This is a genomic window from Rugamonas sp. GW822-FHT03B10, from assembly GCF_058801745.1.
The window spans coordinates 386870-400754 of record NZ_JBXANP010000002.1 but is presented as its reverse complement, the minus strand read 5'-3'; the positions used below and the strand labels follow the sequence as shown (position 1 = coordinate 400754).

11 protein-coding genes are annotated in these 13885 nt (G+C 70.8%); 7 read left to right on the top strand and 4 right to left on the bottom strand.

What is annotated here, in order from left to right:
• Positions 1-4: 4 nt before the first annotated feature.
• Together AC1RQG_RS04940 and AC1RQG_RS04935 are read right to left on the bottom strand one after the other, a co-directional pair.
• Complete coding sequence (locus AC1RQG_RS04940; RefSeq protein WP_493128890.1) at positions 5-1897, bottom strand: CHASE domain-containing protein; 1893 nt, start codon at positions 1895-1897, stop codon at positions 5-7.
• A gap of 52 nt (positions 1898-1949) precedes the next feature.
• Positions 1950-3086 (bottom strand): HD-GYP domain-containing protein, encoded by a 1137-nt coding sequence (locus tag AC1RQG_RS04935; RefSeq protein ID WP_493128888.1) that lies wholly within the window; start codon positions 3084-3086, stop codon positions 1950-1952.
• A 117-nt stretch (positions 3087-3203) separates the two neighbouring features.
• On the opposite strand from AC1RQG_RS04935, the gene AC1RQG_RS04930 reads away from it, so the two are divergent.
• From AC1RQG_RS04930 to AC1RQG_RS04910, 5 genes are all read left to right on the top strand, one after another.
• Complete coding sequence (locus AC1RQG_RS04930; protein ID WP_493128886.1) at positions 3204-3686, top strand: MarR family winged helix-turn-helix transcriptional regulator; 483 nt, start codon at positions 3204-3206, stop codon at positions 3684-3686.
• Between the two features lie 78 nt (positions 3687-3764).
• Positions 3765-4502: a 2OG-Fe dioxygenase family protein gene (locus tag AC1RQG_RS04925; RefSeq protein WP_493128884.1), complete on the top strand. Its 738-nt coding sequence runs from the start codon at positions 3765-3767 to the stop codon at positions 4500-4502.
• 187 nt (positions 4503-4689) lie between these two features.
• Entirely contained in the window at positions 4690-6042 is a 1353-nt protein-coding gene (locus tag AC1RQG_RS04920) for a hybrid sensor histidine kinase/response regulator (RefSeq protein ID WP_493128882.1), read from the top strand.
• A gap of 36 nt (positions 6043-6078) precedes the next feature.
• On the top strand, positions 6079-6936 hold the full coding sequence (locus tag AC1RQG_RS04915) for a response regulator (RefSeq protein WP_493128880.1): 858 nt from the start codon (positions 6079-6081) through the stop codon (positions 6934-6936).
• Between the two features lie 322 nt (positions 6937-7258).
• Positions 7259-8818 carry a SulP family inorganic anion transporter gene (locus tag AC1RQG_RS04910; RefSeq protein WP_493128878.1) on the top strand — a complete coding sequence of 520 codons (1560 nt, stop codon included), beginning with the start codon at positions 7259-7261 and terminating at the stop codon, positions 8816-8818.
• Positions 8819-8826: 8 nt separating this feature from the next.
• Here AC1RQG_RS04910 and AC1RQG_RS04905 read toward each other — a convergent pair whose 3' ends face one another.
• Positions 8827-10095 carry a DUF1501 domain-containing protein gene (locus AC1RQG_RS04905; RefSeq protein WP_493128876.1) on the bottom strand — a complete coding sequence of 423 codons (1269 nt, stop codon included), beginning with the start codon at positions 10093-10095 and terminating at the stop codon, positions 8827-8829.
• 18 nt (positions 10096-10113) lie between these two features.
• Positions 10114-11583, bottom strand: a complete 1470-nt coding sequence (locus tag AC1RQG_RS04900; protein WP_493128874.1) for a DUF1800 domain-containing protein — start codon at positions 11581-11583, stop codon at positions 10114-10116.
• Positions 11584-11757: 174 nt separating this feature from the next.
• Between AC1RQG_RS04900 and AC1RQG_RS04895 the strand changes: the two genes are divergently transcribed.
• Both AC1RQG_RS04895 and AC1RQG_RS04890 read left to right on the top strand, forming a co-directional pair.
• Positions 11758-12450, top strand: a complete 693-nt coding sequence (locus AC1RQG_RS04895) for a CerR family C-terminal domain-containing protein (RefSeq protein WP_493128872.1) — start codon at positions 11758-11760, stop codon at positions 12448-12450.
• A 53-nt stretch (positions 12451-12503) separates the two neighbouring features.
• The gene (locus AC1RQG_RS04890) at positions 12504-13865 is read left to right on the top strand and encodes an efflux transporter outer membrane subunit (protein ID WP_493129287.1); all 1362 of its coding nucleotides are present in this window, start codon (positions 12504-12506) and stop codon (positions 13863-13865) included.
• Positions 13866-13885 lie beyond the last annotated feature (20 nt).

The following is a 13885-nucleotide window of genomic DNA, read 5'->3' as shown; positions in this document are numbered from 1 at the left end:
CGCCTCAGGCGGACGGCTCCCACACCGGCGCCTCCAGCGGCAGCGTGAGCGTCACGCAGGTGCCCTGCCCCGGCGCCGACTGCACCTCGATGCGGCCATGCAGCACGTTGGTGACGATGTTGTAGACGATGTGCATGCCCAGCCCCGATCCGCCCTGCCCGAGACGCGTGGTGAAGAACGGGTCGAACACCTGGCGCAGCGTGCGCTCGGCCATGCCCTTGCCGTTGTCGGCGAAGCGCAGCACGGCCTCGTGCTCGCCGTGGCGTTGGGCGCTGATGGTGACGGCGCCCCCTTTGCCCTCGAACCCATGCAGCAGCGCGTTGTTGAGCAGGTTGCTCAGCACCTGCCCCACGCTGCCCGGATAGGACAGCAATTCCAGCCCCGGCGCCACATCCACCTCCACCGTGCAGGCCGCGTGCCGCAACTGCACGGCGAACGTGGCCAGCACGTCGCGCACCACCTCCTCCAGCAGGAAGCGGCGGCGCTGGCCGCTGGACTGGTCCACCGCCACCTGCTTGAACGAGGTGATCAGGTCGGCCGCCCGCGCCAGCGAGGCGGCGATGATGGCGCAGGCCTTGCCCGCGTCGGCCAGGATGGCCTCCAGCGCCGAGCGCTTGACGCCGCCCTCGCCGTGCAACCGGCGCTCGAAATCGGCCACCCGGTCGCCCAGCGCGGTGGCCGTCAGCAGGCTGTTGCCGATCGGCGTGTTCAGCTCATGCGCCACGCCCGCCACCAGCGCCCCCAGCGATGCCATCTTCTCCGACGTGATCAGATTGGCCTGGGCCAGCTTGAGGCTGGCCAGCGCCGCCGACAGGTCGGCATGGGCGGCGTCGGCGTTGTCCTTCTGCCGCGCCAGTTCGGCCAGGCTGCGTTCCAGCCCTTGCTTGGCCATCATCAGCGCGGCCACCAGCGCGCTGATGATCAGGCCCGCCGCCGCCGTCAACAGCACCGGCGTGGGCACGCCGCTGTAGCGCGCCCCGTCGTGGCCCCGCACCCGCAGCAGCCAGCGGCGCTCGCCCACCACCAGACTGGCGCTGGCGTCCAGGCCCGGCAAGGCCGGCAGGCGGGCCGCGCCGATCCGGCCGCCGCTGTCGAACAGCAGGGTGTCGGTGCCGGGCGCGTGGCCGGCGCCATCCTTCAGGTAGCCGGTGTCGTGGATGTCCACGTACAGGTCGGCCAGCAAGCCCGGTTCGATCACTTCGCGCATCAGCGTGTTGACCTTGAAGACGATCGCCACGAAGCCCACCAGCGCGTCGCGCCGCTGGGCCGGCGTGGCCAGCGGCGCGCCGTTGCGGTAGTTCGGCGCGCGCGCCACGAAACCGGGTTCGCCGCTGGCGTCCTGCACCAGCGTGATACGCTCGGTGGCCACGATGGCGCCGTTGTCGCGCCCCAGCTCCAGCGCCTGCAGGTGGGGCGCCAGCGCCGCCAGGTCCAGCCCGAACGCGTTCTCGTTGCCGGCCAGCGGTTCCGTGTATTCGATCACGTAATGGGTGTCGCGCAGCGCGGCCGGATGGACGCGGAACTGCGGATAGCCTTGCGGGTCCAGGCTGGTGTCGCGCCGCACGGTGTCGGCGAAGGCGGCCAGCTGCGCGGCCGGCACGGCGCGCACAAACTGGATGGCCTGGAAGCCGGGGTAGCGCCGCGCCAGGTCGAGCGCGGCGACGAAGCGGTGGAACTCGGCCCGGTCGATGTGGCCGTCGTGCGCGTACATGGCCCGCAGCGCGTACAGCATGTCGAAATAGGTGCGCAGCCGCACTTCCGTGGCGTGGGTGATCTTGTCGGCGTCGCGCCGGAAAACCTCGCGCCGCTGGCGATGCTGTTCGCCGGAGACGAACAGGCACAGCGCGGCCGTCAGGCACAGTCCGACGATGAACGCGATGTATCCGTGCTTGCGCATGGCCTGCCTTGCCTCCACGCTGGCGCGGCCGGCGCCGCGCCGGCCAGCTATCTTATGACGCCGCCGGCGCCGCCCATCCGTTGTCGGCCACGGCCGCGTCGGCGTAACGGGCCGCGATGTCGAGGAACTCCTCCTCCACCATCAGCAGCGCGTCCACCAGGTCGGGGTCGAACTGCTCGCCGCTGCCCTGGCGGATCAATTCCAGCGCCGTCTCGTGGGTGAAGGCCGGCTTGTAGACGCGGCGCGAAATCAGCGCGTCGTACACGGCCGCCACCGCCACCAGCCGCGCCGACAGCGGGATGGCGTCGCCGGCCAGGCCCTGCGGATAACCGGAGCCGTCGTATTTCTCCTGGTGCGAATAGGCGATCTCGCGCGCGTAGCGCAGGAAGGTGGTGCTGCGGCCCAGGTGGCGCTCGACCTCGACGATGGCGTCGCGCCCGTACAGCGTGTGGCGCTGCATGACGGCGAATTCCTCGTCGGTGAGCCGGCCCGGCTTGAGCAGGATGGCGTCCGGGATGCCGACCTTGCCGATGTCGTGCAGCGGCGCGGCCTGGAACAGCAGCGCGATGTTGGTGTCCGACAGCTCGGCCGCGAAGCGCGGCTGCGGCTGCAGCTGGCGCGCCAGCGCGGCCACGTAATGCTGGACCCGGCGGATGTGGTTGACGGTCTTGTGGTCGCGCGACTCGGCCAGCGCGGCCAGCGCCCAGATCACCGCCTCCACCATCTGCTGCTGTTCGGCCGTGCGTTCCTGCACCAGGTGTTCGACCAGGCCGGCCTGGTGGCGCAGCAGTTCGCGCGAGCGGCGCAGCTTGACGTGGGTGGCCACGCGCGCCTGCAAGGCCTCGGCCAGCAAGGGCCGCTGCACCACGTCGGCCGCCCCGCCCTGCCACGCGCGCCGCTCGTCCTGCGGCTGGCCGCCGTCGACCAGCATCAGCACGGGGATGGCGGCCGTGTCGGGGCAGGCGCGCAACTGTTCCAGCACGCCGTGGCCGTCGACGCCATCGCCGGGCAGCGCCGCGTCCAGCAGCAACAGATCCGGGCGCGGCAACTGGCGTGCGGCCGCCAGCGCGGCGGCGCCGTCGCCGGCCTCGCGCAGCGTGTACTGATCATGCAGCAGAGTGCCCAGCAGCGCGCGCTGCCCGGGCGCGCCATCGGCGACGAGTACGATGGCCCTGTGGTGGACTTCCATGCCTGGCAACCCCTTGCAGAATATTTGTTTCCAATCATCATACCCGAGCGCCCGCCCGGCGCCGTATTTTTTGCGCCCGAGCTTGCAAATAAATAGCGCACTATCTATACTGGTCCCATGAACACCCCATCCGCCACCCCGCCCGCCGCCGTCCCCACCACTGTGCCGCCGCAAGCGCCACGGCTGGACGCCCAGTTGTGCTTCGCCCTGTATTCGACCTCGCTTGCCATGAGCAAGCTGTATCGCAAGCTGCTGCGCAAACTTGGGCTCACCTATTCCCAGTACCTGGTCATGATGGTGCTGTGGGAGCGCGACGGGCTGACCGTGACGGAGGTGGGCGAACGGCTGTTCCTCGATTCGGCCACGCTCACGCCGCTGCTCAAGCGCATGGAGCAGGCCGACCTGCTCACGCGCGCGCGCGCCGCCAGCGACGAGCGCCAGGTGATCATCACCCTCACGCCGGCCGGCGACGCGCTGCGCCACGTGGCCGCCACGCTGCCGGCCGACATCCTCGGCGCCACCCGCTGCAGCCTCGATCAGGTGGCCAGCCTGAAGGACGAGTTGACGGCGCTGCGCGCGCAATTGCTGCGCGCCGCGTGACGGCCGGCCGCCGCGCCCGCGCGCACCATCGCGGCGCGCGGCGTACAATGCCTGCATCGTGACTCATCGCAGGCATCCATGACCACTCCCGCCCCCACCTTCACCGCCCCCGAATTCGTCCCGCAGGCGCTGCGCCAGCAAGGTTACGCGCTGCTGCGCCCCGAGGACGTGGCCAGCCTGGCCGGCTGCACGCTGGCCGACCTGGCCGCGCTGGAACCGGGCTGGGACGACCTCGCGCTCGACAACTACCTGAAGGACGGCGGCCGCTACCGCCGCCGGCGCCACTCGTGCTTCGTCCAGGACGGCGACACCCTGCGCCAGACGGCCCACCGCCCGCACTGGCAGCCGCTCGAATACAACGCCCTGCACGGCGGCATGCAGCGCCTGTTCGAGCCGGTGCGGCCGGCCACGGTGGCGCGGCCGGCCTGGCAGGGACTGCTGCGCGGCATCGGCCAGCTGTGCACGGCCGCGCGCGGCGCCCATCCGTGGTACATCGAGGCGCACCAGTTCCGCATCGACACCACGGACGGCATCGGCCGCCCCACGCCCGAAGGCGCGCACCGCGACGGCGTCGACTTCGTGGCCGTGCTGCTGGTGGGCCGGCGCGACATCAAGGGCGGCGAGACGCGCATCTTCGAGGCCGACGGCCCGAACGGCAAGCGCTTCACGCTGACCGAGCCCTGGTCGCTGCTGCTGCTCGACGACGCGGCCGTGATCCATGAATCGACGCCGATCCAGCCGCTGGGCGCCCACGGCCACCGCGACACGCTGGTGCTGACCTACCGGGCCGGCGCGTTCCAGGGCCTGCCCGCGTAGCGCCGCGCGCACGGCGGTGGCAAAATCGCACTGCGGCGCCGCTAATTCCGATATAGTTTCACCTGCCCGTAACACCTGCCCGTCACAGCGCGGCACGGGCGGCAGCGCCGGCCCGTCCACGCCGCGCCAACTGCCCGCCAACCGGCCCGCGTGACGACGCGGCGAACCCGATTCCAGGAGATTGCCTGTGGACGCCAGTTATGAAATCCAGCCCGACGAGACGGAAATCCTGATCGTCGAGGACAGCCCGACCCAGGCCGAGCGGCTGCGCCGCCTGATCCAGGCGATGCGCTACCGCGCGCGGGTGGCCGCCAACGGCCGGCTGGCGCTGGAGGCGATCCGCGCGGCCAAGCCGCAGCTGGTGCTGTCGGACATCGTGATGCCGGAGATGGACGGCTACACGCTGTGCCGCGCCATCAAGACCGACGAGGCGCTGCGCGACATTCCCGTCATCCTCGTCACGTCGCTGACGGACCCCAAGGACATCATCCGCGGCATCGAGTGCGGGGCCGACAATTTCATCCGCAAACCGTACGCGGACGACTACCTGATCAACCGCATCGGCCACATGCTGATGAACCAGAAGCTGCGCCGCAGCCAGAACATGGAAGTCGGCATCGCGCTCTACCTGGGCGACCAGAAGCACTTCATCAACGCCGAGCGCCAGCAGATCCTCGACCTGCTGATCTCCACCTACGAGCAGGCCGTGCAGGTCAACAGCGAGCTGCAGGTGCGCGAGCGCCAGGTGATCGAATTGAACATGCGGCTGGCCCACCACGCGGGCGAACTGGAAACCATCAACCGCGAGATCGCGCTCAAGAACCTGGAGCTGGTCGAGGCGAGCCGCATGAAGTCGGCCTTCATCGCCAACATGTCGCACGAGCTGCGCACCCCGCTCAACGCCATCATCGGCTTCACCGGCGCGCTGCTGATGAAACTGCCCGGCCCCCTGACGACGGAGCAGGACAAGCAGCTCAACACGATCCGGGCCAGCGCGCGCCACCTGCTGTCGCTGATCAACGACATCCTCGACGTGGCCAAGATCGAGGCGGGCAAGGTGTCGCTCACGGTGGAGCCGGTGCAGTGCCAGCAACTGGTGGCCGACGCGATCGACAGCGTGCGCCCGCTGGCGCTGCAAAAGGGACTGGCGCTGGAGGTGGCGCTGGCCGGGGAGCCGGTGACGGTCGACACGGACCGCCGGGCCCTGACCCAGATCCTGCTCAACCTGCTCAACAACGCCATCAAGTTCACGGAACAGGGCACGGTGCGCGTGAGCCTGGCCGTGTGCGACGGCGAGGACGGCCCGCGCGTGGAATTCACCGTGGCCGACAGCGGCGCCGGCATCCGCGAGGAAGACCAGGCCAAGCTGTTCCAGGCCTTCACGCAGCTCGACTCCACCTCGACCCGCCACGCCGAAGGGGCGGGACTGGGCCTGTACCTGTGCCAGAACCTGGCCAACCTGATCGGCGGCTCGCTGTTCTTCACCAGCGACTTCGGCCACGGCAGCACGTTCACGCTGGCGCTCAAATCCCGGCGCTGAGCGGGGTGGCGGCCGCGCGCCGCAGCGGAGGAAGATATGGCGGCAACGATACTGGTCATCGAGGACAACCCGGCCAACATGAACCTGATGGTCTACCTGCTGGAAGCGTGCGGCTACCGCGTGCTGTCGGCCTGGGATGGCGAACAGGGCGTGGCGCTCGCGCGCCGCGAGCGGCCCGACCTCGTGTTGTGCGACCTGCGCCTGCCGCGGCTGGACGGCTATGGCGTGCTGCGCCAGCTCAAGGCCGATCCGGCCACGCGCGCCATTCCCGTGCTGGCGGCCAGCGCCGAACCGGCCGACGACGGCGGCGCGGCCCTGCTGGCGGCCGGCTTCGACGGCTGGCTGGCCAAGGCCTTCGAACCGGAGCAGCTGCTGCCGGCGCTGGCCGCGTGGCTGCCGCCGGCGCTGCGGGCCGGTCAACCGGCGCCGCCCGCATCCGCTATTGACGCTGACGCTGACCATCCGGCCGACGCAATCGCGCCCCCATCGCTAGCACCCGCCCCGGCCCCCACGGCCCGCCTGCGCGTGCTGCTGCTCGACGCGGCGCCCGCCAACCATGGTTTGCTGGCCACCGTGCTCGGTCAGTTGGGCTACGCGCTGACGGTGGCGGCCGACGCCCGCCAGGCCGAAGCCTGCGACCGGCAAGCGTTCGATCTGCTGCTGTGCGACTGCGGCAGCGACGACGAGGCGGCGCTGCAAGCGTTCCCCATCCCGGCGCTGCGGCGTTTCTCAGCGCTGCCGCTGATCATGCTGCGCCCGGCGCTGGACGCCAGCGTGGCATGGATGCCGTGCGGACGACGGTATCCGGCGCGCCTGCTGGCCCACCCGATCGAACCGCAAAAACTGGTGGACGAGATCGCGGCCTGCGTGGCCGCCGCGCAGCCAACCGCATGAGTGGGACCGGCGGAATTAACTTCCAGGCATCATTAGCAAACCAGCCTAGTAGTTCTACGGTATTGCAGTGCACCATTAATCGGCCTATATTGGAACTGTCTCCTCCAACCGTTCGCTGAACATTGGAATTACGCCCGCACCGCAAGGTAGCGGGCGATTTTTTTGGTCCGTGCCGGCCCCGTCTCCTGCTGACAATCGCGCCCGTTTCGACGACAATGCGCCCTGTTGCCGCCAATGCCGATCCAGACCGATGTAGTTGCCGCCTTGCCCCCATGCCCCGCCGAGCCCCGCCGCTCGCCCCTGCAATCCGCCGCCATGCCCGATGCCGCCCTTACGCGGCCATGCGCGTGCGCACCCACACCGGAGATTCATCTTGTCCCAACCCCACCCGGCCCTCGCCCTGAAAACCGACTTCCTGAGCGGCGTGACGGTCGCCCTGGCCCTCGTGCCCGAGGCGATCGCGTTCGCCCTGATCGCCCATGTGAGCCCGCTGACCGGCCTGTACGCCGCCTTCTTCCTTTGCCTGATCACCGCCCTGTTCGGCGGCCGTCCCGGCATGATCTCGGGCGCCACCGGCGCCATGGCCGTGGTGATGGTGAGCCTGGTGGTGCAACACGGCACCGAGTACCTGTTCGCCGCCGTGGTGCTGACGGGCCTGTTCCAGCTGCTGTTCGGCGCCCTGAAACTGGGCAAGTTCATCCGCATGGTGCCCTACCCCGTCATGCTGGGCTTCGTCAACGGCCTGGCCATCGTGATCTTCCTGGCCCAGTTCGGCCATTTCAAATCGGGCGGGGCGTGGATCAGCGGCGGCCAGTGGCTGGTCATGGGCGGCCTGATCGCCCTGACGGTGGCCATCATCAGCCTGCTGCCGCGCCTCACCACGGCCGTGCCCTCGGCGCTGGCGGCCATCCTGCTGGTGGCCGGCGTGGTCGCCGTCACCGGCATCGAAACGCGCACCGTGGGCGACATGGGCTCGATCGCGGGCGGCCTGCCGCGCCCGCACCTGCCGCAAGTGCCGTACACGCTGGCCACGCTGTACATCGTCGCGCCGTACGCGCTGATCCTGGCCGCCATCGGCCTGATCGAATCGCTGCTGACGCTGAACCTGGTCGACGAGATCACCGGCACGCGCGGCCGGCCCAACCGCGAGTCGCTGGCCCAGGGCGCGGCCAACGTGGTGGCCGGCATGTTCGCCACCATGGGCGGCTGCGCCATGATAGGCCAGAGCATGATCAACATTAACAACGGCGCGCGCGGACGGCTGTCCGGCGTGGTGGCGGCCGTGTTCCTGCTCGGCTTCATCCTGTTCCTGTCGCGCTGGATCGAGATGATCCCGCTGGCCGCGCTGATCGGCCTGATGTTCGTGGTGGCCGCCAAGACCTTCGCGTGGAGCAGCCTGCAGGCGCTGCGCAAGATCCCGCGCCAGGACGCCGTGATCGTGGTCGGCGTCACCGTCATCACCGTGCTGACCGACCTGGCGGTGGCCGTGCTGTGCGGCGTGGTGTTCGCCGCGCTGGTGTTCGCCTGGCAGCACGCCAAGCAGATCGCCGTGCGCAGCCGCCTCGACGACGCCGGCCGCAAGGTGTACGAGCTTGAGGGCAGCCTGTTCTTCGCCTCGACGGCGCGCTTCGCGGAGCTGTTCACGCCGGCCGACGACCCGCAGCATGTCGTCATCGAATTCGGCAAGGCCAGGGTGGTCGACCATTCGGCCATCGAGGCGATCGACGCGCTGGCCATGCGCTACCGGCAGGCCGGCAAGACGCTGCACCTGCGCCATCTGAGCCCCGATTGCCTGGAGCTGCTCGACAACGCCAAGGAGCTGGTGGAGGTCAACGCCGGCGACGATCCGCACTACCACATCGCCGACAACCGGCTGGGCTGACGCCGCCCTCAGGCCGGCCGCAGCACGCTGAAGCCGGCGCGCCGGGCCGGCAGGTTGGGGAACACCTGCGCCAGCTGGCGTTCGGTGAGGCCCAGGTGGTGCTGCCCGACCTGCGCCAGCACGGTGCGGAAGTCGGTCGTCACGGGCAGGTCGCGTCCCTCGTTGAGCTGGTCCTCGCCCAGCCCCCGCCATTCGCCATACACGCGGCCACCGGCCACGCCGCCGCCGAGCACCCACATCGCATTGCCATGCCCATGGTCGGTGCCGCCGTTGCCGTTCTCGCGCGCCGTGCGGCCGAATTCGGACATGACAACGATGGTGGTCTGGTCGAACAGGGGCCCGAGCCGGCGCGCCAGCACTTCCAGCCCCTGCCCCAGCGGCGCCAGATGGTTGGCCAGCTGGCCCCGGGCCGCGCCCTGGTTGGCGTGCGTATCCCAGCCGCCCAGCGCCACGAAGGCCAGCTGGATATTGGGGTCGTTGCGCATCAGCGTGGCCAGCCGCGCCGCGTCGTCCGGGAAGCCGTTGGGCAGCGGCGCGCCGCCGTCGGCCATCTGCATCTCCATGTCGGCGGCCGCCATCATCACCTCCTGGTGCGCATCGCGGCCGGCCTGGTAGGCGCGGCCGAAGCGGGGATGGTCGGCGTACAGGCGGTCGAACGCGCGCCCCGGCGCGGGCCGGTCCAGCACATTGGCGCGGGTGCCGGCCGCGCCGCCGGCCAGGTTGACGGCCGGCGCCCGGCCCGACAGGATGCGCGGCATGGTGGGGCCGATCGACAGCGCGCGCGTGGGCGTGGCCGCGCCGGGCAGCGCGCCGGCCACCCGGTTCATCCAGCCGTCGGCCGTGGACTTGGCGCCGGGCGTGCCCGACTCCATGTAATCCTGCGCGTCGAAGTGGGAGCGGCTGGGGTCGGGCGAGCCGCTGGCGTGCACGAAGGCCAGCTTCTTCCGCTCCCACAGCGGCAGCAAGGGCGCCAGCGCCGGGTGCAGGCCGAAGTAGCCGTCCAGATCCAGCGCCCCGCCCTCGGCGCCGGGACGGGCCAGCGCGATGGTGGGCCGCAGCCGCGCGTAGTTGGGATCGCCCACGGGCGCCACCACGCTCAGGCCATCGACGGCGCCGCGCAGCATGATGACGATCAGGCGGCGGCCATTACTACCACCCCCGCCAACCTCTCCACCCTCGCCGCCCCCGGCGGGCGCGGCGGCCCAGGCGTGGCGGCCCAGCGGGATCACCAGCCCGGCGCCGGCGGCCAGCGCTTGCATGAAGTCTCGACGTTGCATGGTTGCTCCTTCGCGCGCTCAGCGCTGCATGAAATCGGGGCCGCCCAGCAGCATGGCGGCGCGCAGTGGTTCGGGGCTGGCGGCCACCGTGTCGCGCGTGCGGGCCGACACGGCGCCGCCCAGCGTGGCCTGCAACGCGCCCGCATCGAGCGTGCGACCCAGCGCGGTGGCGATGGCGATGCGCCGGCTCAGCGCATCGGGATTGAGCCAGGCCGCCTCCGTGTTCTTGTAGCCGTCCGGCGTCTGGCAGCCGTACAGCGGCATGCCGAGCCGGTTCAGCGCGCCCAGCACAGGCTTCACCTCGGCCAGCGGCGCGCCGCCGGCCCGCGCGGCCGAGACGACGAACTGGTACGGCGTCTTGAACTTGGCGCCCTGCGCTTCCGGCGCCATGAATTCGGGGCTGGCGAACAGCGTGGCCAGCACCGTGCGGATATCGCCCTTGCTATCGAGGTAGCTGCGCGCCAGGCGGTCGACCAGGGCCGGCGGCGGCGCGTCCTGCACGAAGTACTGGGCCAGCTCGTAGCTGATGTGGCGCGCCGTGGCCGGATGCATGGCCAGCACGTCGAGCGCGTATTCACCTTCACCCGCACCCCCGTCCATGCCGCCGCCGTGCACGGTGCGGCCCAGCCACTGCTTGTCGCCCCTGTCGTGGCGGCGCGCATCGAACACGAAGCCCTCGTTGCGCAGCGCCAGCGCGCGCGGGTTGAAGGTCCAGCCGGTCAGCATGCGGGCCAGTTCGCGCACGTCGCGCTGGGTGTAGCCGCCGTCCACGCCCAGCGTGTGCAGCTCCATCAGCTCGCGCGCGTAGTTTTCGTTCAGACCGGCCGTCTTGACCTTGGCGTTGGGCCGGCGCGGCACGAAGCCGTCCGCCGTCGACAGCCAGTTGTCGAGGTAGAACAGCATGGCCGGATGGTGGGCCGTGGCGCCAAGCAGGTCGCGGAAGGAGCCGAGCGCGTAGGGCCGGATCGCGTCGCGCTCGTAGCTGGCCACCAGCGCCCGGTCCAGCCCTTTGCCTTCGAAGACGTTGAAGTGGTTGAACCAGAAATCGACCATCACCTCTTCCAGCTGGCGCGGGCTGTCCACGGCGCGCGCCAGCCGCGCCTCGGCCGTCTGCTCGACGATGTTGACCACCACGGCGCGCCGTTTGGCCTTGCCCTCCTCGCCCTCCTCCTTTGCCATCTCGCGCACGGCCAGCAACTGGGCCAGCGTGCGGCCGGCCGGCTGGCGCGCCGTCTCCAGCGCGTCCAGCCGGGCCGTCAGCGCGGGCGGCATGGGGATGGTTTCTGGGTGGAGCTGGCTGTCGATATAGCGCTGCACGCCCATCTGCGTCACGCGCGCGATGTCGCCGGGACGCGGGCCGTAGGCCAGCCGGTTCAGCACGTGCAGCGCGGCCTGTTCGGGCGGCGGCGCGTCGGTGGCGCCGGCGGCGCCATGCGCCAAGGCGATGGCGGTGATGGCGGCGATGGCGATACTGCGCGTGGCGTTCATGGTGACGGTCCCCGTTGGCGGATGCGGTGCGGCCATTCTAGCGCCGGGGCGGGGCGAAAAATGTGAGGACTCAAGTATCGTCGGTAAGCAGTTGTTACAGGCAACTTTCACGCAAAAAGTTAATCAATCGATTTAGTTATATCAATCGTTTGAATTCCATGCTCTAATGCCCTGATGACACAAGCACACCATCCCCCCGGCCGTCCGGCCGACGACATCCGCAAGCCCCGCTCGGACGGCGAACAGTCGCGCGAGCGGCTGCGCCTGGCCGCCATGCGCCTGTTCGCCGAACACGGCTACGCGCGCGCGTCCACGCGCGAGATCGCGCAGGCGGCCGGCGCCAACGTGGCCGCCATCAGCTACTACTTCGGCGACAAGGCCGGCCTGTACCGGGCCGTGTTCGAGGGCATGTGCCCGGCGCCCGAAGCCAACATCGCCCAATACGAGCAAGCGCATTTCACGCTGCGCGAGGCGCTGCTGGGCTTTTACCGTCAGATGCTGGCGCCGCTGCGGCAGGACGACGGCGCCCAGCTGTTCCTGCGCCTGTGGCTGCGCGAGCGGCTGGAACCGACCGGCCTGTGGGCCGCCGAAATCGACAACAGCATCCGTCCCGAGCATATGGCCCTGGTGCGCGTGCTGTGCCGCCATCTGGGGCTGGAACAAGGCGACGATGAGGTGCACCGCCTGGCCTACGCGCTGGCGGCGCTGGCCGTGCAGATCATGGTGGGGCGCGACATCGTCACGGCCATCACGCCGCAGTTGCTGGCCACGCCGGAGGCGATCGAACAATGGCTGCACAAGCTGGCCCGCTATGGCGAGGCGCTGGTGATGGCGGAACAGATCAACCGCAAGGAAGGAACAGCATGACGAGAGCACTACAACGGGCGGCGCGGACGCTGGTCGTGACGGGCGCATTGGGTATGTTAAGCACGTTGACCGCATGCGCCGTGCAAGGACCGGCGCAGCAGGTGGCCGCGCCGCTGCCAGCACAGTGGCAGGCGCCGCTGCCGCACGACGGCAGCGTGACCGAACTGGCGCAGTGGTGGCAGCAGCAAGGCGACGCCCTGCTGGCGCAGCTGGTCACGGCGGCCCAGGAGGCCAGCCCCACCGTGGCCAGCGCCGGCGCCCGCATCGCGCAGGCCCGCGCCGAGCGCGTGGCCAGCGGCGCCGCGCTGGCGCCCTCGCTGGACGCGGCGGCCAGCGTCAGCCGCGCCAGCCAGCAGTCGGCCCTGCCCCTGGGCACGACGGCGCAGGCGGCCCTGCAGGCGTCATGGGAGATCGACCTGTTCGGCGCCGGCCGCGCCGCGCGCGACGCGGCCCAGGCCCGCCTCGACAGCGCGCAGGCGGGCTGGCACGACGCCCGCGTGTCGGTGGCGGCCGAAGTGGCCAACCAATACTACGCGCTGCGCGCCTGCGAACAGCAGCTGGACGTGGCGCGCCAGGACGCCGCCTCGCGCGCCGACACGGCGCGCCTGACGGAACTGGCCGCGCGCGCCGGCTTCCAGCCGCCCGCCACGGCGGCCCTGGCCCGCGCCAGCGCGGCCGACGGCAACAACCGCGCCGTGGCCCAGCGCGCCGTGTGCGACGTGGGCGTGAAGGCGCTGGTGGCGCTGACGGCGCTGCCCGAACCGGCGCTGCGCGCACGCCTCGCAAAAGAAGCGCCGGTGGCGCCGCCCGTCATCGCCATCGAAGCGCTGCCGGCCCAGGTGCTGCGCCAGCGGCCCGACGTGTACAGCGCCGAGCGGGCCGTGGCCGCCGCCAGCGCCGACGTGGGCAACGCGCGCGCCCAGCGCTACCCGCGCCTGACGCTGACCGGCGCCGTGGGCGCGGCCAACTTCAGCACGGGCGGCCACAGCACGCAGCTCGACACCTGGAGCATCGGCCCGCTGGCGCTCACGCTGCCGCTGGTCGACAACGGCCGCCGCGGCGCCAACGTGGACGCGGCCAGCGCCCGCTACGACTCGGCCGTGGTGAGCTACCGCGCCAGCGTGCGCCAGGCCGTGCGCGAAGTGGAGGAAGCGCTGGTCAACCTGCACAGCACCGGCGAGCGCGAAGCCGACGCCAACACCGCGCTGCAAGGCTACCGCGAGTCGTTCACGGCCATGGAGGACCGCTACAAGAACGGCATGGCCAGCCTGCTGGAACTGGAGGATGCGCGCCGCACCCGGCTGGCCGCCGAGAACACGGTCATCAGCTTGCGCCGCGAACGCAGCGCCGCCCTGGTCGCGCTGTACCGCGCCGCCGGCGGCGGCTGGACGCCGCCCAAAACGTCACCGCAATGAATTCCCCCCAATGAGCCGCA